The organism is Xanthomonas boreopolis, assembly GCF_046529185.1.
GTDB lineage: Bacteria > Pseudomonadota > Gammaproteobacteria > Xanthomonadales > Xanthomonadaceae > Pseudomonas_S > Pseudomonas_S boreopolis.
This window is the reverse complement of the sequence record NZ_CP097162.1, coordinates 1963372-1986310: the sequence shown is the minus strand read 5'-3', so window position 1 is coordinate 1986310 and position 22939 is coordinate 1963372. Positions and strand designations below refer to the sequence as shown.

General features: G+C 68.2%; 8 protein-coding genes. All 8 read right to left on the bottom strand.

Annotated features, from left to right (window positions below; all coding sequences use genetic code 11):
- Positions 1 to 242 precede the first annotated feature (242 nt).
- The 8 genes from M3M27_RS08660 to gspK all read right to left on the bottom strand — a co-directional run bounded on the left by M3M27_RS08660 (position 243) and on the right by gspK (position 22892).
- The gene (locus M3M27_RS08660) at positions 243 to 12938 is read right to left on the bottom strand and encodes a filamentous haemagglutinin family protein (protein WP_434027796.1); all 12696 of its coding nucleotides are present in this window, start codon (positions 12936 to 12938) and stop codon (positions 243 to 245) included.
- A 247-nt stretch (positions 12939 to 13185) separates the two neighbouring features.
- Positions 13186 to 14409 carry a substrate-binding domain-containing protein gene (locus M3M27_RS08655; RefSeq protein ID WP_434027795.1) on the bottom strand — a complete coding sequence of 408 codons (1224 nt, stop codon included), beginning with the start codon at positions 14407 to 14409 and terminating at the stop codon, positions 13186 to 13188.
- A gap of 568 nt (positions 14410 to 14977) precedes the next feature.
- Positions 14978 to 16183 (bottom strand): type II secretion system inner membrane protein GspF, encoded by a 1206-nt coding sequence (gene gspF, locus M3M27_RS08650; RefSeq protein WP_434027794.1) that lies wholly within the window; start codon positions 16181 to 16183, stop codon positions 14978 to 14980.
- A 19-nt stretch (positions 16184 to 16202) separates the two neighbouring features.
- Positions 16203 to 17621, bottom strand: coding sequence for a type II secretion system ATPase GspE (gspE, locus tag M3M27_RS08645; RefSeq protein ID WP_434027983.1), 1419 nt, complete (start codon positions 17619 to 17621; stop codon positions 16203 to 16205).
- A 96-nt stretch (positions 17622 to 17717) separates the two neighbouring features.
- Positions 17718 to 20162, bottom strand: a complete 2445-nt coding sequence (gene gspD, locus M3M27_RS08640; protein ID WP_434027793.1) for a type II secretion system secretin GspD — start codon at positions 20160 to 20162, stop codon at positions 17718 to 17720.
- Positions 20162 to 20737 (bottom strand): type II secretion system protein GspM, encoded by a 576-nt coding sequence (gspM, locus tag M3M27_RS08635; protein WP_434027792.1) that lies wholly within the window; start codon positions 20735 to 20737, stop codon positions 20162 to 20164. The genes gspD and gspM overlap by 1 nt, the downstream gene beginning before the upstream one ends.
- Positions 20734 to 21963, bottom strand: coding sequence for a type II secretion system protein GspL (gene gspL / locus M3M27_RS08630; RefSeq protein WP_434027791.1), 1230 nt, complete (start codon positions 21961 to 21963; stop codon positions 20734 to 20736). The genes gspM and gspL overlap by 4 nt, the downstream gene beginning before the upstream one ends.
- A complete protein-coding gene (gspK, locus tag M3M27_RS08625; RefSeq protein ID WP_434027789.1) occupies positions 21960 to 22892 on the bottom strand; it encodes a type II secretion system minor pseudopilin GspK in 933 nt (310 codons plus the stop codon). Before gspK ends, gspL begins: the two co-directional genes overlap by 4 nt.
- Between the last annotated feature and the right edge of the window lie 47 nt (positions 22893 to 22939).

The following is a 22939-nucleotide window of genomic DNA, read 5'->3' as shown; positions in this document are numbered from 1 at the left end:
GGCATCCCAGGAATGGCGCGGCCGCGTGGCATGAACGCGCTCCCGGCGACCGCAAAGGGCGCTCGATCCCCGCCAGCGCGGGGATGGCGTCGTACGGGCGCGTATCCGTGGTTTCCCGATGGGGAAGCCATCGCGGCTTGGGGCGCTCCTGCAAGAAAGCTCCGCCATGCGGCGGAGCTTTTCCAGGACATCCGTGTCGCCGGGCAGCGAGAACGCCGTCCGGCACGTCCCTGCCCTCGACCTCAGTACCGTCCCAGGTTGCGCCGCTCGGCGTCCGTGAGCCGCGCCGCCTGTTCCTCGCTCAATTGGCCGCTGCCCAGGAACTGGAAGGCGCTGCCGGGATCGTAGGACGCATGCTGCTGCGATTGGCCACGCGGCTTGTCCACGCTGCTGGTCCGGTCGCCGAAGCCCAGCACCTGCACCTGGATCACCGACGGGCGCGCCTGGCGGGTCTGCTGCTTGACCATGTCCTGCGCGGCCTGCACTGCGCTGCCGGCCGCGGCCGTGGCCGAGGTCAGCGCCGACACGTTCACCGACGCCATCACCGGCAGGCCGGTGGATTCGCCCTGCACCTGGATGTTCTGCGCGTTGAGCACCTGCAGCGCCGCCAGGTTCACGTTGCCCGACACGCGGATGCCCGCCTCGCCCGCGTCGATCGTGCCCAGCGGCGCGATCAGGTCCACGTCGCCCGGCGCCACTTCCGGGATCGGGTTGAGCGTGGCGATGCCCGCGCCGGACGACGGCACCTGCGGCGCCAGCGCCACGTTGCCCCACTGGTCGTAGGTACGCCGCGGCGGCGTGTACAGCACCGTGGTCCTCGCGCCGCGGCCGGCGTTGATGTCGCCCTCTTCCGACCAGGCGAGGATGTCGCCGCCGAAGGTGGTCATGATCCGCGACAGGCCGAGCAGCAGCGATTGCTCGCTGAACAGCCGGATGTCGCCCTGGCCCTGCGTCATCACGCCGGCGCTGGCCGGCGGCGGCTCGCCCTGCACGCCGACCACGATCTGGCCCCCGGGCGCCATCATCTCGATGTTGCCGCCGAAGTTGGTGTGCACGCCCGAGCCGCCGTACATGACGATGTCGCCGCTGCGCTCGATCTTCTGCCCGCCCGCGTCCTGGTCCGGGAACAGCGTCGCGATCATGTTGCGGCCGCGCAGGTAGGAACCGTAGCGGCGGCTGTCGGGATCGTTGTATTCGCGCCCGCCTTCGCGCAGTTCGCTGTAGTACACCTCGCGCAGGAAGATGCGCTGCTGCTCGGGCGCGAGCCCGTCGAAGTAGGCCAGCGTCTGCTCCGTGGAACCCGAGAAACCGAAGCGCTCGGACAGCCACTTCGCCAGATCTTCCTCGTAGGTCTTGGCGACCTTGCCGGGCTGGTCGGCCAGCGGCAGGCCCGGGTCGGCGAGATTGGCCGGATCGAGATAACGCTCGCGCAGCGCGGTCCAGTCCACCCCGTCCATGCCGGCCATCATCGCGACCGAGGCGCCAGGCCGCGTATCCCCGGCCACGATCGGACCGATCGAGGTCACGCTGGCCCGGTCTTCCATCAGGATCGTGCGCCCGGCGCTGATCTCCAGCGAACCGGGCCCGGCTACCTGCACCCCGGCATGGACGATGTCGCGCCCGGCCTCGACCAGCGAGGTGTCGGTGCCGTTGCTGTGCACCGCCAGCAGATCGGCCCCCAGGATGTCGCGCCCGGCCCGCATCCACACCGGCGCGCCGGCTTCGTACCACGTGGTGATCGTTCGCTCGCCCCTCAACGTATTGCGCAGGTCCGCCGCGGTCCGGATCGCACCGGAATTCACGCCGACGATGTCGCCATTGACCGCATAGATGCGCGTGGGCGTCGGGTTGCCTGCATGCAATGCAGTGTTGACGGTCGTGTTCGGCCCGAAGGCGAACAAGGGAGCGTAGCTCTCGGGCCCATGATTAAAGCCGTCGACGGACAGGTTCGACGTAAGAGGGCGCGTCATATCACTGCCGTAGCCTGCGAAGGCAGGCGCGAATGGCGACGGGAGTACGGCATCCGCACCGGATGTGCCGATCGAATAGGTATGGCCGATGGCATAGATGGCGTTGCCAGCCAGCAGTTCCAACTCACCATTCGTCGAGGGTGCCAATAGCAGCATGCTATCCGTAGGGCTCTCGAAAGTCGGATTCGTATCCAAATAAGCGCCTCGCCCGAGCTTGATATCGCCACCCGCAGCCACTGCCGAGAAGATCGACGGATAAAGCAAGTACTGCCTACCACTTGGCCCTGTCCATTCGGCTTCTACGTTGCTTCCGCGCATGCTCGCAGAGGGCAACAGGGTCGGTGTTAGATCGCCGCCAGCCGAGAACAGATTGATGGCGGTATTCCTGGTCCAGAGCGAGAACCATCCCAGCCCTTGCCCCGCACGATCGACGCCGTTCCAGGTCCAAGGCGAGGTATTCGGAACGGCAACGCGACCGGGATCGCTGGCGCCTCCCAACACCAAGTCACCACGTGTATCGATATTGGCCGCCGCGTCACCCAATACCAGCACTGGCCCACCCATGGCGACGCCCCCGGCGGGAGTGAAGGGATCGTCCGCCCGGATCCCGCCACCACTACCGCTGTAACCTGTAGTGAGCCCACCCAGCATTCCGCTCTGCAGCACCAGGGCTCCGCGCAGATTGGTCAGTACGCCATTGAGATCCATATTCTGGTTCTGGACCGCGTTCTGGCTTTCCTGCGATGTCGCCCGCAGATCCGCATTGAAAGCGCCGCCGGCCTTGATCGACAGGTCGCCACCGCCGGTCAGCACCAGCTCGTCGCCCACCACCCGACCGGTGGAGCCGACTGCGGCCACCAGTCCCTGCGAACGAGCCGCCCGGTAACCGCCGGTCGTATACACGCTGTCGCCACGCGCCTCGACCACGCCGGCGTCCCGGCCCGCATCGATCTGGACGTTGCCACCACCCAATGCACCGATACCGGTGAATCCCACCAACCGCGGCGTGGCCTTTGTTGCGGTCGAAGCATTCACGTAGGTACCGAAGTTGATCCACCAGCTGGTGGCGATGCCGTCCATGCCCGCGGTACTTCCGCTCCCCTGGCGCCATAGCCAGTTGCCCACCGCACCGCTGGCATAGAGGGCCGCACCCTCCGTGCCGGTGGGATCGCTCGAAGCGCTTGATCCCCAGCTGTCGCCCACCACGTCGCGCCCGGCGGACACCAGTACATTGCCGCCCTGGTCCGGATACCAGGCGCGGTAGGCAGCCAACGCGGCGGAGTAATCCATGCTCTCGTCCACATCGCCCAGGATGGACGTCGTGCCCGCACGCGTGCCGCGCGGCAGGTCGAAGGCTGCGTTGGCAGCCTCGCCACCGGGCAGCGAGGCCTGCGTTCCTGCGGTATAGATGCCGAATACAGACATCATTCGCACATCACGACCAGCCAAAAGGCTCAGATCGCCAGCACCCGTTCGGAATACGCTATAGAGAGGGTAATCCGGGGAAAATGCATATGTTTTTATGATTTCCGTTTCGCCTCCCTGGATCGAGCAGAAGTCACCAGCGGCGCAATAGTCGGCAAAGGAAAGACCAAACGCATCCAGGAAGGTTCCTTTGCTTCCCGTAAGAAACTCCACGACCTCTTCCTCGGTCTTGCCAACCAAGGATTCGTCACCAATGAGATCCTTTGAGCCTGCCGCGCTGAGAACGCTCTTTCCTCCAGCAGCGCAGAAGTCGCCCGCGGCGCAGTAGTCCTCGAAGGAGATACCGAATGCATCCAGGAAGGTTCCTTTGCTTCCAGTGAGTAATTCGACCACCTCCTCTTCGGATTTTCCTGCCATGGATTCGTCGCCGAAAAGATCCCTTGAGCCGGCCGCGCTGAGGACACGCACTCCCGTGACGATCGTCGTTATCGTCGTCTTTCCATTGATCCCATAATGCGTATCCGCCAGCACGATATCGCCCTTGCTGGCCACGTTGAGCGCCCGCACATCCGCCGAACTTAGATCGGCGCCGGCCACCGCGGTCAAGTCCCACGACGTCGTGCCTTCCGGCAACATTTCCGCCAGCGCCCAATTGCGACGGTTCTGGTGCCCGTCCGCGTCTACCGGCCACAGGTTGACCGGTTCGTCGTTCACCAACTCGACCTTGGTCATGGAAGGAATCAACGATCCTCGCGCCAGCGTGATCCGCCCGCTGGTGGAGAACGCCATCGGCAACGGCACGCCGCGCGGCCAGGTAAAGGCGGCCACCGCCGCGCTGTCGCGCAGATGGGTGCCTGCACCGAGCTGCGCGCCGGCCGTCAGGGTCAGCGCCTCCGGCAACACCGTGCCCGCCTTGAGATGCGTGCCGTCGGCCGTGACGACGTCCGCGGCCAGCACCTGACCGGCCGCCAACGTCAACGTGCCGGTCAACGTCACCGCGACCGGCAGCGTGGTGCCGCCGGGCAATGTCGCTGCCCGCACCGGAATGTCGTAGTTGAGCGTGGCGCCGGCCGGGAACTGCGTTCCCGTGTCCAGCACCACGCCGTCGATCGGGATGACGATATCGCCGCCGAACGGCGTCTTGCCGGCGCCCATGTTGTCGCGCGTCTCGCTCAACACCCAACCGGCGCCCTTCTCGTCGGGGTTGTCCGGCGGTGGCGCGAAGCCATCATTGATGCTGCCGTGGATGTTGAGGTCGCCCGCCGCACGCAGGACCAGCACGCCGGGCTCGCCGAAACCGCGCAACGCCGGATCGGCACGATTCGCCTGCGGCCCGTAACGGTAGCCGGACAGGTCCAGATCGCCGGATACCGTGAGGTTGCCGGTCGGATTGGTCGTGGCGTTGCTGACGATTTCCACGCCGGGGCGCAGGTGATGGTCGCCCAGATTGGCAAGCCGGCCACTCAGGGCGGCATTGCCCAGCGCGGCGTCGATGAACGATTGGCTGTCGAGATCGATCCGGTCCAGATAGCCCTGCGTGATGAGTTGCGGCCGCGAGCCGGAGACGTCGGGCAGCTCGGCCAGCGGCGCATCGTCGTAACTGCGGAACGCGTTCACCGCGACCATCTTGGCACCGCGCACGTCGAGCGGACCAGATACCTGGATCGCCACGTCGTCTGTGCCCACGCGCGCAGCGTTGAGATCGAGCGTGCCGCGTGCCACGCCGTCGTTCTGTCCGGCGGCCTTGCCCACCGGCACGGCCGTGCCGGCGCGCAGGTCGATCGCCGCATTGTCGGCCAGCGTCAGCGTGCCCTCGCGGCTGGTGAGATCGATGACGGCGCGGTTGGGGCTGTCGATGATCTTGCCGTAGCTGTCCACGCGCAGACCGGTGGCATGCGCATCCAGCAAGCCGTTGATGGTCAAATCGCCCATCGCGGCAAGACGGATCGCGCCGACCTGATAACCGGACGCATCGATCGTACCGTTGACGGTGAGATCGCCGCCATCGAGCACGATCTGCACCTCGCGCGCCTTGACGCCGTCGCCGACCACCAGATCGCCCTGCTTGATCTGGAAGCGCCGCGCACCGAACAGCCCGCCCTCGTTCAGGCGCGTATTGAGCCCGGCGAAATCGGCCAGCGTCTGCGCACGCAACGTCAGCTGGGCCGCGTCATAGGGCACCACGGTACCGCCCACATCGTGCTGGCCGCTGGCCGAACCCAGGATCGTGCCCGCCAGGTCGACCCGTCCCGCACCCTCGCCCAGCGCCGTGACCGTCATGGCACCGGCGCGGTTGTGCTCGGCCGACAGGTCGATCACCGAACCGGCCGATGCAACGATATCGCCACCGGCACTGGCCATGGCGAGATCGCCACCCCAGCTGTACTTCTTGACGTCGAACATCCGGACTTCACGACCGGACAGGTCGATCCGCGCGTTGTCGCCCAGGTGGATGTCGCCGGCCGCGTCCAGGCCCAGCTTGCCGGAAGCCAGCGCGACCGTGGTATCGATATCGATGGTCCGGGCCGACAGCTGCAGTTCGCCGCCGAGCGCGTCGTTGCCCGCGGTGGTTCCGGCGCCGGTCAACGCGATCGCATTGCCCGCGGACACCCGCAGCGCAGAGCCGGACTCGCCCGTCACCAGCGGGCTGTTGAGGGTCAGGTCGCCACCGCTGTACTGCCAGCCCTCGCCGGCGACGTAATCGCCTTGCCGGTGGTACACCGCCAGCGAACCCTTGCCGCTGGACGTGATCGCCTCGCGGGCGCTCAGGTTGACCGAACCGAAGCCAAGCGCGAGCCGGTCGGCGGATACCAAAGGCGCCGGCTGGGTGTTGGGGGCGTAGCCGAGCAGGATGCGGTCGGCCTTGATATCCAGGCTTCCGTCGCCGAGCAGGTCGCGCATCGCCGCGCCTGGCGCAGCGGGCGTCGCGACGCCGGGCAGCGGATTGGCATCGGCGGCCACCGCGCCCGACCAGATGAACTCGCCTGCGGTGATCGTGGCGGTGTCGTTCGCCGAGCCGTAGCCATAGATGGCCGGCGTACCGAACACCAACCGCTGGACCGAGGATCTACCCGAGCCGGCAGCCAGGGTATTGAGCTCGACCGAGCCGAACAGGTTGAAGGATTCGCGCGCGTTGAGCACCAAGGTCTCCAGCGCGGGCGTGCCGGTGGCGGTGTTGCCATTGAGCAGGCCGGACAACACGTCCTGGTTGAGCGACATGCCGGGCGGCAGATGGCCGGCGGCGGCGGCTTCGCTCAAGGCCTGGGTCGAACCGAGATTGACCGCGGAAACGCCGAACACCAGGTTGCGCGCGCCGTAACTCAGGTTGTCGCGCAGCGTGAAGGCCTCATTGGTCGAAACCGCGATCGTGCCTTCCGTGTAAAGCGTGGTGTTGCCGGAGCAGATCGAGGCGCAGCCGCCGATATCGATCGGCGTGCTGCCGGTCAAAGTGGGAGCGAGCAGATTGATCCAGCCATTGGATACCGCGAGCACAGACTGGCTTGCAGGCGCGAAAAGGAAACCATCGCTGGAGTCGTAGGACGGTCTGCCGCGACCGAGCGTGGCGATCGAAGCACCCTGCTCCACGAGAATATTGCCGGATACACCACCACCGGCAACGAGGAAAACCTCGGGAGCGGACAACACGGCTCCCGATCGCAACGTCACGTCGTGGGCGCCGTCGATGAATTGCACCAGATTGCCGCCGTATCCGCCGTTCAGATAGGGCAGTCCCCCCACCATCATTCGCGAAGCGCCGAAGGCATTGAGATCGCTGGCATAAAGCGCCACGCCGTCCATGCTCACTGGCGCCTGGCCGTCGGCCAGGATCTCAATGCGCGAATTCGAGGACGTGCGCACCAACAAGCTGCCACCAAAACCTTCGCTGCCAGTCTTCGGTGCGAAGCGCGCTTCGCCATCAAAAGTGAGCGCAGGCGTATCGCCCAGCCCAGCACCACTGGCCAGATTGAGGTCTAGCGTCTTGGCGTCGCTGGTCAACATGCCACGGGTTACGCCCCGCCGCTTGGCATCGGCCAGCACGAAGGCGTTGTAGCTGATCTCGTTGTAGGAGGACTGGGTGCGCACCGTGTCCGCAGGTGTCAGGACGACTTGGCTCGGCAGCGCATCGCGAGTGCCAGTGTTGGCCAACCCGAGCACGCCACCCACGACGTAGGAACCCGTCCCGGTTCCGGTCACCCCGGCCAATCCGTTTTGACTGGGCCCGCCGATCTCGACGCGGAACGCGCCAGGCAACAACGCATAGGTTGACGGCATCAGCGTATAAGTGCCTGCCGGCAAGCCGGGGACGCCTTCCGGTATCGTCAATTGCTGGCCAATCGCCGGGTTGCCCGCTCCTGCATCGGGCGATACTGGCGCATAGCTGCCGGCAAAACTTGGAACGATGGCATAGACCGCATTGTCCGATCCGCTGAAACCGTAGGCAGGGCCTGCGTTGGCCAATGCAGTACGCAGCACGTCCACCGAACCACCACGTCCGCTGACGAAACCTGCCCCCGTCAGTTCGCCGCCACCGGACAAATCCAGTACGGCTCCGTCTTGTACTTCGATCGCCTCGCCGCGCAGGGAAATGCCGCGCTTGATGTCATTCTCGTTCCGGTCGCTCACTGCATCCAAGGTGAGCTCGTTGCCATCGTACTGATAAACGATCCCATCCACGGTACCGCCATAAGGCATCACCAGCCCTGCGGCGCTGACCGACGTGAGGCTGCCGGGCAGGAAGTCCACCCGCGAACTGAACGTTCCCGAGCCCATGTCTGCGTTCGCCCCGATCAGGATGCTGCCGAGCGGCGCACGCACCACGCCGCCTTGGTCGATCTGGGCAGCCGCCAGGGAAAGCGCGCCGAATGCCGAATAGGGAACGTCAGGTAGCGAACCAGCAATGGAGCGGATGCTCAACCGGCCGTCGGGATTGACGATGTTGATCTGCCCAGTACCAACGTTTTCCGGCTGTAACCCGACCGCGATGCGAGCCCTCGCATTCATGGCCGGATAGATCTGCGCTGCGGTAAGAGTCAGACTGGATGGCGCGAGAAGCTGGGTTGGCCAGGTTTGGCTGATGGGAGCCTGTTGGAAGCTGTTCAACAAACGGATGTCACCGCGGCTGGTCAAAGCGACATCATCGAAGCCGGCAAAATTGACCGTATCGCGCAGGTCGACAAGATCGGCCTCGACCCACAGGCGATCGTCCTGGCCACTTCTTATGGTCCCAATGACAGGGCTGATGACGTTGTTCCCTTCAATCCTGTTCCATTCGGCCTGCGCAAAGCGCACATAAGGCGCCTTGACCGACAGCACGGAACCCTCCGGCGAAGCCTCCGTCATGCTCACATCACCATGAAGGCGAATACTGCCACCGAGCGCCAGTGAGACATCCCCATCCACCGCCAACGAAGACGCCAGCGACAGGTGATCGAAACCGCCATTCTTGATGCGGTTGACCCCAAGTTCCGCATGACCGTAGACCAACCCGGAATCTGACTCGCCAGGCCGCAGATTCGCGGCAAGCACACTCTCGCCCTGCTGCTGGGACAGCACCAGTTGGCGCGCGACCTGCACGGCCGGGTCCGGCGTGCCGTACCACCAAGCCCCGGTGAACGCGATGCCCAGCGTGCCACCGGACGCACCCTCGCCGCCGGATGCTGCACGCATCGTGCCATCGAGATAAAGACCGTTGGCCGAGCGCAGAATGATCGAACCACCATCACTGGCGATGGTACGCGACCGCGTGATGCCTCCCATGCTTGCGGCTGGAATATTCAACATCGCACTGGTGCCGGAAGCATCCAGTACCGCACCTGGGCGAATGACCAGGAAACGATCGGACGGACGATTGGGATTATTCTGCGTATCTTCCCAGTCCAGCGCGCCACCCACCTCGATGGAGCCGCCGTCCTGGACCACGCCGTAGCGCCGGCCGTTGGCGTCGAGGGCGACATGGCTGCGTCCGGCGACGTCCAGCACCGCCTCGTCGCCGATCCAGACAGAAGTGTCATGCGGCGCGGAAGCATAGCCCGCGCCGGTATTCCCCATACCCGGATCGGTGATCGCGATGCGCCCGCCCCACGCATTGAGCGCACCGTCGATGGTGATCTGCTTGCGGCCGCTGAGCTCGATGGTCTCGCCGGGATCGACCGTGACGACGGCGCCCTTGCCGATGTCGAGGGTGCCATTGAGCGTGGCATGGTTGCCGGTGCCCAGCTTCAGGCTCGCGCCGCCCCGCTGGGTCATTGCCCCCTTGGCCGGGTCCTCCAGGTAGACGGGTGGAGTCCAGCGTTCGAGCACCTCCGCCGGATCGGTCCCCGTCGGCCCGCGCGTACCGCTGGCCCCCAGTCGATAGACCGGCATGGCCACGTCGAGTGCGGTACCCTCGGTGACCGTCAAGCCGCCATAGCCGTTGATGTCGTACTGCGAGAAGCCGGACTGGAACAGATCCGTGGACAGCGCGATGCCATCGGTGCCCGACGGCGTCCCGCCGATGGCGATCGCGGACGCGGTTTCGATCTTGAGCGTGCCGCCGCCCTTGACGCCATAACCGGCGATCTCGCCATCCAGCGCCAAGGTGCTGTCGAGCGGCACAAAACCGGCGCGAGCGGCAGGACTGAGGCTGACATCGCCACCACGTCCCCCGCGCAGTTTGTTGCCTGCCAGCAGGGCCGCCCCGGAAGAGACGTCGATGCGGCTTCCTGCGGCCAGCGTGAGGTCTGCATACGAAGACAGCGACACGGTGCCGCCGTCGATACGTGCGAGCGCGCCGGGGCGCGATGGCCCGATAGTGTCGTTGACCCACAGACCGCGCACGTCCAGCGTGGCGTGTTCGCCCAGCGCGATGGAAGCGGAGCCGCCGCTGTCGGACAGCAATTCTTCGGCACCCTGGCCGGTGCCGCCGGCGAAATAGTTGGTGGCCGAGATGCTGCCGCTGCGCGCGGTGATACCGGCGCCGATGTCGATGGTCGGCGCCACCAACGCGACCGAACCTCCATCGGCCAGGATCAGATCGCGCTCGATGCCGATGCTGTCGCGCGTCTTCAGTTCGATCCCGCCCAAACCGCTCCGGTTGAGCCGGTCCGCGTCCAGCCAGGCCGTCCCGATGCGGTCCTCGGCGAGCGCATCGGTGGCCGCCAGCGCGGACGCGACATCGTCCACCTGGCCGATCTTCACGTTCACGTCGAACAAGCCGTTCGGCGCGCTCGTGTCCAGGCCGTAGCGCCCCAGGACCAGCGAGCCGGCCCTGGCCACCGTGTTCTGCCCCAGCTTGTAGCCATCGGTGGCGCCATCGGCACGGGCGCCGGTCTGCTGCCCACCGTTGAACACGTCGGCGACGATATCGCCTTCCAGCACCGCGGTCGGCGCGCTGATGACCAATCGACCGGCATCGCGCCCGACCGTATAGCCGTTCTCCAATCGCCGCTGCGGGGCCAGGATCGGGCTGTAGAAGTCTTCCTTCACGCCCCAGCGGGCATGGTCGAGCGTGTAGCCGGTGTACAGGCCCGCGTACACCGCATTGCTCGGCCCCTTGCCCAGGGCGTGGACCTGGCCGTCCTGGGTGCGGAGCCAGGTCTGGTTGATGTAGCCGCTCTGCACGTCCAGCGTGCCGCCGGCGATGTTCACGGTCGAGCCGGCCTGGGTGATCACCTCGTTGCCGCCGAGCGTGATGGTGCCGCCCTGCGCCGCCCACTCGCCGATGCGATGCCCCTGGTTGCCTAGGTAGCCGCCCACTTCCAGCAGGCCGTCGGGCGTGTACCAGCGCCCGGATTCGTAGCCGCCGGTACCGGCCGGCACATAGACCAGGTCGCGCGTGTCCACCCATACCGTGCTGCTCAGCAACCCACCGTCGCGATTGAGCGGCGAATCGCGCATTTCGTTGCCCTGCACGTTGAGCTTGATGGCGTTGCTGTCCATCGCCACCTGCACGCCCACCGCGCCGGCCACGTCGAGCTGCGCCCGGTCGGCGACGAAGGCGCGGCTTTGCGCCTCGACCGCGATCTGGCCGCCGGTCGCCAGGGTCAGGCTGTCGCGTTCGAAGGCGACATCGCCGCCGGAGACGATCTCCACGCGCGACTGGTCGCGGCGGTCGGACAGGCGCGACAGGTTGTCGAACGCGCCGCTGCTGCTCTGTTGGCGCAACAGATCCTGCTTGGTCGATTCCTCGATCAGCGCATCGCGCTGGCCGTCCAGCGCGGTGGTCTTGCCGTCGTCCTCGACCAGCACCGCGGTCACCGCGCCCTCGCCCAGCGCGACCCGCCCGCTGGCATCGCTGCGCGAGTTCAACAGGTGCACGGTGCCGCGGTTGTTGACCGTGGTGGAGGCCATCGCCACGCCGTCCTGGCGCACGTCATGGCCGGCCAGGGTCACGTCGCCCTCGCGCGCCTGGATCAGGCCGGTATTGCGTACCGTGCCGGAGGGATTCGGCAGTGGTTCGCCGGCCGCATCCACGCCATCGGCATTGCGCAGCACGGCCACCTCGTTGCCGCGCGTGGTCGAGGCGGTGTTGCCCGACGTGCCCACGCCCTTGCGGATGACGAAGCTGTCGCCCGCCGCCAGCGTCGCCTGGCCCTTGGGGGTGGCGATCTCGCCGGCATTGGCGACCTCCGTTCCCAGCAACAGCACGTAGCCCCCGCCATCGGTGGACTTGGCGGGCGCCGCGGTCCGGATCAGCGCGCCCTGCTCCACGGCGATCGCGCCGCCCGCGTCGGTGAAGCTCGGCGTGTTGCCGGCCCCGTACAGGCCGCCACCGCTGAATTGGGCGTCGGTCATCGTCGCTGCGGCGGCCACCAGGTTGCGCACGTTCACCTGCGAGGAGCCGTCGAACAGGATGCCGTTGCGGTTGAGCAGGAACACCGTGCCATTGCCGGTGATCCGGCCCTGGATCTGCGACGGACGCGCAAACGGATCGTTCACCCGGTTGAGCACCGCCCAGCCGGCCTGCTGGTCGAAATTCACCGTGGTGTTGCGGCCGACGTTGAAGGTCTCCCAGTTCAGGATGGCCTTGTCCGCGGTCTGCCCGATGTTCACGACCACGCGCCCGTCCTGGGTGGACTGGGTCGGCGCGTTGGCGTTGAGCCAGCCCTTGGTCAACGCGTCGTCGTCGATCTTGAGGCCGCCCTCGCCCAGGCCGTTGGGGATGTCCGAGGAACGCACCAAGGCCGCCTGCCGGGCCTGTTGCTGCAGCGCCTGCTGCAGTGCGATGGCCTGGGCGGCGGTATTGAGATTGGCGATCGACTGCTGGAGCTGCTCGCGCGCGGCCTGCGACTGCTGCTGCGGCGCGGTGAGCGTATTGGCCGGCAGGCCGTTGGGCAGCAACCCGGTGGCCGCCGCGTTGCCCTGTATCGCGCCCTTGTTGGCGAACCAGGCCGGGCTGAATGCCTGCTGCGCGGCGACGCTGCCCGCCACCCCGCCCACCAGCAGCAGCGCCGCGATCGAATGGGAGAGCCGGTTGAAGCGGAGCGACCTCGGCCGGCCATCGCCCGCAGGCAGGTTGACGCCCTTGCTCTTGCCGGCACGGCATACCGTCTTCGACTCGTTCATCTTTCGAGATACCTTGGCTGATCCACGCATTCGGGGCGACGCAAGGGCATCGGTGCCGCGTCGGCACGGCGCTTCACGTCATCCTTACTTGACGTATCGATCGGCCCAAAAACGACACGCCCGAGGCCTCCCGTGCATCTCCGTTTCCGTTGCCTTCTTGCACAAGAAAGCCAGCAGCGACCGATGGCCACTGCCGGCTGGATGACAGGCCATCCCTGGCCCGATTAGCGACGTCCTGCTAGTGCGATCAGAGCGGACGGCCCGGGACGCCAGCGCAGCCGTTGGCGGTGTCGCCGATCAGCTGGGCAGCACCCGCGTCGGTGAAACGGGCACGGATGGCGCTCTTCCAGGTCGCGGTCAGCGGGATGAAGCCATGGTTACGAATGGCGTTATCGTTGTTGATGGTCGAACCGTAGTGGCGACGCAGGAAGGTCAACAGATTGCTGGCCACCGTCGAATTGGCATAGCACTGGCCAATGATGAAGTTGGTGTAGCCGGCGATCGGATACCCCGCGGACGGGTTGCCGAAGGTCGGGACCCAGTTGGCCGGATCGGCCGCGGCGGCGCCGGTCGGCGGAGCAACGGTGTCGAGCGTGGCCTGCACGTTCACTTCGTTCGGCGAGAAGCCCTTGACCTTGGCGACCTTGGTCGCGTCGGTGACGTCCGGGATCACGTCGGGGCCGACGTAGCCGATGCGGCCGTCGCCCGCGTAGACCAGGTTGTAGACGGCCGTCCCGCCAGCGGTCGACGAGAAGATGAAGTTGGACGGCGCGGTATTGTTGACGAACAGGTTGCGGAAGGTCGACTGCACAGTGAAGCCAGGACCGACCGTGACACCATCCGGATAGGTCTTAGACTTGAGCGCGGTACCAGAAACATCCGAAGCGGAGCAGGCCGCCGTCAGGAAGCGGGTGAACAGCTCGCTGGTGCCGCTGCTCTCGCCACGGTAGACCACCGTGATGTCGCCGGTACGGCCGGAGTTCGGCACCTGGCTCCAGTTGGTGAATTTGCCGGAGAAGATGCCGCAGATCGCCGTCACGCTCAGGTCCAGGGCGCTGCCGGCCTTGTTGAACGGGACGGTGACCGAGGTGGCCACGGACGGGATCTGGACCAGGTTGCCGTAGTTGGCGATGGTGGCGGCGCTGCCGTCCTGGCTGTTGTACTGCTGGTTGTAGGTGCTGAGCTCGGTTGCGCTGAGCACCGAGTCGCTGCCGGCGAAGTGCACGCCACCGGTCCCGTTCGGGACAAACAGCGTGATGTTGTTGGTCAGGAACGCCGACTTGCCGGTGCCGCTGCCGGTCACCGCATAGGTGAAGTTGGACGGCAGGATGCTGTCCGACTGGCCCTTGTACAGGTCGGCCGGCAGCGAAGCGCCGCCACCCTGCACGGTGACCTGAGCCGAGGCGACGCCCGCCACCGACAGCAGGCCCAGGGCCAGCGCGGCGGCCATCCGCTTGTTGTGCTTGAACATGATCATCTCCGATTGGTTCTACGTGAAAGTCGAAACCGCGTGAGAGAGGAAAAAGGGTTGCCCCGTCGCCGATCTCCTCCCGACATGCTCTGTCGACGACGGGCCCATGCTCGGCCGCCCGGATGACAGCAAGGCAAAAAATTGTTTGGAGTGCGGCCGCGTTGTTTGGAACTCTCGATTCCTTTTTCGAAAATCCATGCCCGGCGACATGGCCTGGAAGCATCAACCTCTCGAACACCAGCGAAAACGCTCATTCCGCCGTGCATGCACATGACGGTTCGGCTAAAGAATGTCTGGAAATTTCCGGGAAAATATGACGCGCGTACTTGTTGGACTCAGCGCTGGGCGAGAGCGGGATACGCAAGCATCGCCAGGATTGCCGAGGGCGCAGCGCTGGTTGATGTCCCTTGTCGTCCCGGCGAGGCGGAACCCGATGTCCTGGCTTTCCAGGAGCAGAAGTCGCTGGGTTCCAACCTTCGCGGGAACGACGGCGTTGCACCGAGTCCCTGGTCCGCGCGTTCGCGCATGCAGACGCGCGACGGCGCTCGTCGTGCCCGCAGCGCGGACCTCATTGGACGAGCTGGTTCATTTCCATGATCGGCAACAGCACGGCCAGCACGATCAACAGCACCACGCCGCCCATGCCGAGGATCATCAGCGGTTCCAGCAGCGAGGTGAACGCCATGGCGCGCCGTTCGATCTCGCGCGAGACCGTCTGTGCGGCGCGATCGAGCATGGGCGCGAGCGCACCGGTCTTCTCGCCGCTGGCGGTCAGGTGGGTCAATACCGGCGGGAAGATCGCCTGCGCCTGCAGGGCCGCGCCCAGCGGCACGCCCTCGCGCACGCGCGCGGTGGCGTCCGCTACGCAGGCACGCAGGCGCTCGTTGCCGAGCGTCTGCCGCGCGGCGTCCAGCGCGCGCAGCAGCGGCACGCCCGCATCCACGAGGATCGCCAGGGTGGAGGCGAAGCGTGCTGTGTTCACGCCGAGCACGAACTTCCCGAGCAGCGGCATCCGCAGCAACACGCCATCCCAGGCCAGCCGCCGGGACGGCGCGCGCAGCGAGAACCGCCACGCACCTACCATGGCGGCCATGGCCAACAGCGCCGCCCAGCCCCACTCCCGCACGAAGGCGCTCGCGGCCAGCATCGCGCGCGTCAGCAGCGGCAACGCCTGCCGGGCCTGGGTGAAGGCGGTGGCGACCTGCGGCACCACGTAGCTGAGCAGGAAGACGACGATGCCGACCGAGACCAGCGTGACCACCGCGGGGTAGACGAAGGCGGTCGTGACCTTGGCCTGCAGGGCGTTGCGCTCCTCGATGTAGTCGGCCAGCCGCTCCATCACCCGCGCCATGTCGCCGGAGTCCTCGCCGGCGCCGATCAGGGCGCGATAGATCCCGGGGAAATCGCGCGGCTGCATCGCCAGCGCATCGGCCAGGCGCTGGCCGGCGCGCACCTCCGCGCGCACGGCGGTCAGCACCTGGACCAGGTGCCGGCGCCCGGCCTGCTCCAGGGTCGCGGTCAGCGCCGCCTCCAGCGGCAGGCGCGCGGCCAGCAGGCTGGCCAGCTGGCGCGTGGCCCAGGCCAGTTCGCTGCTGGACAGGCGCGGCCCGAGCATTCCGGTGCCGACATTGCGCGCGCGTGCCTCGGCCACGCTGAGCGCGGTGAGGCCGCGCTCGCGCAGGCGCGCGCGCGCGGCGCGCTGCCCGTCGGCCTCGATCGCGCCGCGCTCGATCCTGCCGGTCGCGTCGGCGGCTTCGTACTGGAATGTCGGCATGTCCTTCCCCCGCCTCCGTTCAGCCGTCGCCGGTCACCCGCAGGATCTCTTCCGGCGAGGTGATGCCGGCCGCGATCCAGCGCGCCCCGTCCTCGCGCATGCTGCGCATCCCGGCCTGCATCGCCGCGGCGCGCAGGGCCTGCTCGCCGCGGCCTTCGTGGATCAGGCGCCGCACCTCGTCGTCCACCACGAACAGCTCGTGGATGCCGGTACGGCCGCGATAGCCGGTATGGCCGCAGGCCGCGCAACCCACCGCGCGATGGACGGTGCGGCCGTCCGCGAGCAGCTCCGGCCGCTTGCAATCCGGGCACAGCCGCCGGACCAGGCGCTGCGCCAGCACGCCCAGCAGCGAGGACGCCAGCAGGAACGGCTCCACGCCCATGTCGGTCAGGCGGGTGACCGCCGAGACGGCGTCGTTGGTGTGCAGCGACGCCAGCACGCTGTGGCCGGTCAGCGAGGACTGCACCGCGATCTGCGCCGTCTCCAGGTCGCGGATCTCGCCGATCATGATCGTGTCCGGGTCCTGGCGCAGGATCGCGCGCAGCGCGGCCGCGAAGGTCATGCCGATGCGTGCGTTGACCTGGATCTGGCCGATGCCGGGGAAGTCGTACTCGATCGGGTCCTCGGCGGTGAGCACGTTGGTCGTCGCCGTATCCAGCTGGCCCAGCGCGGCGTAGAGCGTGGTGGTCTTGCCGCTGCCGGTCGGGCCGGTGACCAGCACGATGCCGTGCGGCTGCCGGATCAGCGAAGTGAAGCGCGCCAGCGTCTCCGACGCCATGCCCAGGCGCTCCAGCTGCAGGCGGCCGGCGTCCTTCTCGAGCAGGCGCAGCACCGCGCGCTCGCCATGGCCGGTCGGCACGGTGGAGACGCGCACGTCGATCGGGCGCCCGCCGACCCGCAGCGTGATCCGCCCGTCCTGCGGCAGGCGTTTCTCGGCGATGTCCAGGTGCGCCATGATCTTGATGCGCGAGATCAAGGCCGCATGCAGCGCCTTGCGCGGATGCACCACCTCGCGCAAGGTGCCGTCCACGCGATAGCGCACCACCGAGCGGGTCTCGAACGGTTCGATGTGCAGGTCGCTGGCGCCGTCGCGCGCGGCCTGCGCCAGCAGCGCGTTGATCATGCGGATCACCGGTGCGTCGTCCTGCGCTTCGAGCAGGTCGGTGATCTCCGGGATGTCCTGCATCAGGCGGTCGAGGTCGGCCTCGTTCTCGGCCGCCACCACCACCGAGGCGGCGTCGCCGGCATCGGCGTACGCGGCGGCGATGAGCCGCTCCAGTTCGGCATCGTCGATCCGCAGCGTGCGCAAGGTTCCCACCCTGCGCCGCACCTCGGCGATGGCCCAGCCCGAGGTCGCGGCACCGACGAGCAGTTCCGGGCCGCCGGCGGTGGAACGCAGCAAGGCGCGCTGCGCCTTCGCCCAGGCGTAGGGCAGCATCTGCAACGCCGGTGCGGCGGCGATAGCGCCCTCGCCCGCGCCTTCGGCCGGCACGAGCCCGGGGGCAGGACGCGCCGTCAGCTCCGGTTCCATGGTTCAGGGCTCCATGACCAGCTCGGGCCGGTAACCCATGCGCCGCAACAGCGCCACGGTGGCATCCAGCCTGGCGGGATCGCGCGCGACCTGCGTACGCAACCAGTAGCGCCGGCCATCGGGCGCCGCCGCCGCATAGGCCTGCACGCCGCCGGCCTGGGCCTGCCGTGCGATCCGGTCGGCCTGTTCGCGATCGGGCGCGGATGCGAACTGCACGACCTGCATGGCGCCGTCCGCGCCATACAGCGCCTGCAGGTCGCCGGTGACCTGCGGCGCCGGTTCGCCACTCGCGGTCGCCGCCGTGGCCAACGCGCCCGTCGCGCGGGGCTGCGCACGCAGGTCGTGCGCCGCCGCGACGGGGACGCCCGAGGGCGGCAGCAAGGGCGCCTGCATTTCCGGCAGCAGCCAATGCTTGCCCGGCTGCGCGCGTCCTTGCACCTGGCGCATGAACTCGTAGCGGTCCAGCGTGAGGCTGCGTCCCGCCTGGGTATCGCGCACCACGTGCGGGCGCAGGAAAATCATCAGGTTGGTCTTGACCCGGTTGCGGTTCTCGCTGCGGAACAGTCCCCCCAGCAATGGCAGGCGGCCCAGCCCCGGCACCGCGTCGCGGCCGCTGCTGACGTTGTCCTGCAGCAACCCGCCCAGCACCATGATCTGCCCGTCGTCCAGCAGCACGCTGGTATCCAGCGCGCGCTTGTTGGTGACGACGCCGCTGTCGCTGGACAGTTGCTGGTCGATGCTGCTGACCTCCTGGTAGATGTCCAGCTTGACCGTGCCGCCCTCGGAGATCTGCGGGCGGATGTTGAGCTTGAGGCCCACGTCCTCGCGCTCGATGGTCTGGAACGGATTGCTGCTGCCGTCGCCGCTGTTGGTGACGTAGCGGCCGGTGACGAAGGGCACCGTCTGCCCGACCATGATGCTGGCCGGTTCGTTGTCGAGCGTCATCAGGTTGGGCGTGGACAGGATGTTGGCGCCGTTGCGGCTCTGCAGCGCGTTGGCGAGCACCTTCAGGTTCAGCACCTCGCCGATGCCCGGCAGCCTGATGGTGCCGTCGAGCACGCCGATGTTGAAGCCTTCCGGCAGCACGTCGATCGTGGTGGCGCCGTTCTTGTTGATCCCGCTGCCGCCGAAGTTGGCGCCGCCGAAGGTGCGGCCGTTGCCGGTCAGCCACTGGATGCCGAGCCGGCCGGTGTCGTTCTCGGTGACCTCCACGATCAGGCTCTCGACCAGTACCTGCGCACGGCGCTGGTCGAGCTGGTCGATCACCTTGCGCAGGCTGCGGTACATCGGCTCCGGCGCGGAGATGATCAGCGTGTTGGTGGTGGCGTCCGCCTGCACGGTGACGCCGCCGGCGGAGAACGCGGTGTCGGTCTGGCCGGTTCCCGACGGCGTGGCGCCGCTCGCGGTGGTCGAGGGTTGCGTGCCGCCGCGCAGGCCGCTGCCCGTGTTGCCGGCGTTGCCGTTGTTGGTGGCGTTGGCGCTGGACGACCCGGAACCGCTGTTGCCCGAGATGGCGCCGTTGGCGCCCAGCGCTTCGCGTACCGGATCGGTGCCGGCGGCCGGTGCGTCGCTCTGGCCGGTCAGCAGGCCGCGCAGCACGCCGGCCAGGTGCACCGCCTGTGCGTTGCGCAGGTACACCACCTGCAGGTTGCCGGGGTCGGTCTGGGCCTCGTCCAGCTTGCCGATCAACTCGCGCGCCAGGCGCGTGCGCGCCGGGCTGCTCGCGCGCACCACCACACTGTTGGAACGCGGGTCGGCCACCACCAGGATGCGTTGGGTCGGATCGTTGCCCTGCTGCGAGTCGAGCAGTTGCGCGGCCAGCGCCGCCACGTCCACGGCGATGCCATGGCGCAGCTTGACCACCTCGGTATCCAGCGATACCGGCGTGTCGATGCTGGCGATGACCCGCGCGATCCGGTCGAGGTTGTCCGCGTAATCGGTGATGACCAGCGTGTTGTTGCCGGGATAGGCGGTGATGGGATTGTCCGGCGCGATCATCGGCCGCAGCACCGGCACCAAGTTGGCGGCGTTCTCGTAGTTCAGCTGGAACGTGCGGGTGACGATCTCGCCGCCGGGCCCCTTCGCGCTTCCGACCGGGCCGCCGTGCAGCTTGGCGTCGGCCTGCGGCAGCACGCGGCTGACGCCGTCCACGTCCACCACCGTATAGCCCTGCAGGCGCAGCGCGCCCAGCAGCAGTTCGTAGGCCTTGTCGTAGGAGACGGAACCGTCCGACACCAGCGTCAGCTGCCCCTTCACGCGCGGATCGATCAGGAACTGGCGCCCGGTGAAGCGCGCCGCCAGGCGCAGCACCGCGCCGATGTCGGTATCCACCAGGTTCAGCCGCACCTGGTCGTCGATCTCTTCCACCGGCTCCTTGGCCACGACCGAAGATGCGACCGCGACGAACAGGCTCAACGCGACCGCCCCGCCCCACTTCCATCCACGCATCACCGCGATTCCCCTGCCGGTACCATGCCCAGGCGAACCCGCCCGGAGAGCACCGCGCCTTGTCCATCGTTGTTGGAGGTCCCGGCACGGGCCAGTTCCACGTCGGCCAACGCCGCGGCCAGTCGCGGCGGTTCCGCCAGCAGCCAACCGACCAGCGCCCCGGCCGGCGCCTGCGAGAACTTCAGCTCCCATGCCATCGGCGAACCGGCCTGCCCCCGCGAAGGAGCCAGTTCGTAATGCCCCGCGAGCCCGCTCGCGTCGAGGCTGCGCCGGATCGCGTCCGGCATCGCAGGCGCGTCCACGGCGACTTGCCGCTCCTTCAACACGCCATCCAGGGCCGTGGCCTGGGAGCGCAGCCGCGGCAGTTCCTCCTGCCAGTACGCGATCGACTTCAGCGCCGGCTCGACCAACACCCACCACGTGGTCACCAGCGCCACCGCAAGGCCGCCGGCCAGCAGCATCCGCTGCTCCCGCTTGGCCAGGCCGCGCCAGTAGGTTCGCAACGGGGCGATCGCATCGCGCAGGGAAGATCGCCCTGCGCCATTCGCTCCATGCAGTGCCGGCAGCAACTTCATGCCTGGCCTCCGGGCTCGTTGCCCTCGGCAGGCGCCGGCGACGCGTCCGCGCCCTGGCGAATGCGCCATCCATCGTCCGTCGCTTCGACCTGCATGCCGGCCGCCTGCGCCGCCGACGCCCAGGGTGGGGGCTCCGTCGCCTTGGGTGCACCGGGATCGCTTCTTTCCACGGACCGCAGCACGAATTGCCCCGGGGTGTAGCGGAGCTCCTGCACCTGCCCGGCGAGGAACGGCAATGCGGTGGCGCTCGCCGTGGCCAGCGCGGCGAAGGTCGTGCCTGCGGCGGCGCCGGCGCGTTCGGCCGCGACCTGCCGGCGCGCCTGCTGCAGCGGATCGATCACGCTCGGCAGCGAAGGGAACGCCTGCATGACCTGTTGCGCCATCTGCGCGCGCAGCCGCTCGCCTTCCATCGCCAGGCGCGCGGCATACAGGTTCAATCCGCCCAGGCCGACCACGAGCGCGGCCGCGCACCAGAGCAGCGGCTTGCGCCAGCGCCCGGGCGAAGCCACGGCCGCGGTGGCCGGCACCGGCAGCGACCAGTCGGGTGCATGGCCGGACCATGCCTGTCCGGCCGGCATGGACCGGACCGGCATCGGAACGCGCCCGGGCAAGCCCTGTGGCGGCGCTCCGATCCAGTCCAGGGTGGCTGGGGCCTCGCGCTCGACGGCCGCCACCAACACCGACAGCGTCGCATCGTCCATCGCCTCGGCCGGCTGCACGAAGCCCATGTCCTCGCCACAGCGCACCACGACCCCGGCGTCCACCTTTTGCGCGGTCCACCCGTCGCCGGCGGCAGGCAGGAAGAACGGCGTGGGATAGAGCCGGTCCAGCACCAGCCCGCACGAGGCGAACACGCCGGCGGCGCGCGCCAGCGCCGTGCGCGACACCCACGCCACCGATACGCGCCCGTCGCTGCCGCGCGGGCCATGCGCCAAAGCGACCTCGCCGGGATCGTCCAGCATCAGCGCTTCGACTTCGCTACGCACCGCCGCGCGCAGGCGCGCGCCGGTCAAGGGCGGCACGGCGATGCGCACGAGGATCAGGTCGTCCGCATGCAGCACGGCCTGCACGCGGCCGCCGGGCCAGCGCTGCCCGGCTTCGGCCAAGGACCACGCTCCCTCGGCCCAGCTGCCATCGCGGCCGCGCAGTGCGCCGCACACCCGCGAACCGGGCGCCAGCGCCGCCAGTGGCGGCAATGCCAGGCGCAATGCGGCGCGGCGGCTCATGCGCCCATCCGCAGCCAGACGAGCTGGGGTTCGCGCCCGGCACGGACGCTCCGGCGCACCAGCGCCTGTACCGGCACCTGCGCGCCATCCACCGCCACCGTGCCCGATACCTGGAACCACTGGCTCACGATGGTCACGCGCAACTCGTCCACCGGCAGGTCGCGCAGGCGCAGGCGGTTGACGAAATCGCTGCGGTTGACGAACCAGCGCCCGCGGTCGCGTTCCTGCAGCACTTCGCGTGCGCGTTCCGGCGTCAGCCCGGGAACGCCGGCGCCGATCACTTCCGCACTGGCGGTGTTGCCGTTGATCCAGGTGTTCTCCGGCAACACGGTGACATACGGGCGCAGCCGCGCCAGCACGCCCGCGTCCACGCCCGCAAGCGTGCCGAGGTCGTCGAGCGTGCGCGGCAGCGGTTGCCGCGCCACGGTCAGAGCGACCGGCACGTCTGCTGGATCCGCGGCATCGCCTGCGTCCTCGCCGCCATGCGGGCGTTGCAAGGGCACGCTGGCGACCACCCGGCCGACGATCCGGTCCGCGACGTCCTGCTTCACGCCCAGCTCCCTGCACAGGCGCAGGAAGGCCGCCACCTCGTCGGCATCCACTTTTCCCGTGCGCAGGAGATTGCGCAGGTTGAACTTGCCCTGCTCGTCCTCGATCCGCAGCACCACCTCGCCGGTGGCGCGATCGGTCGGACGCACCGCGCGCAGCGGCCTGGCCCACTCGCCATCCAGCCGCGTCAACGGGTTGCGCGCCGCGTCCTCGCGCAGCACGGCCATGGCCTGCGCCACGCCGTCGCGCGCCAGCCACTGCGCCCGTACCCGCGACTGGTCGCCCTGCACCATGCGCATGAACGCGGCCTGCCGCACCGCCACGCCGGCGGCGATTACCGCCACGAGCGCGACCACGATCAGCGCGGCGACGACCGCCATGCCGCGCTGGCCGGCACGCGGCCCGCGGCATGCGCGCGAACCGGGCG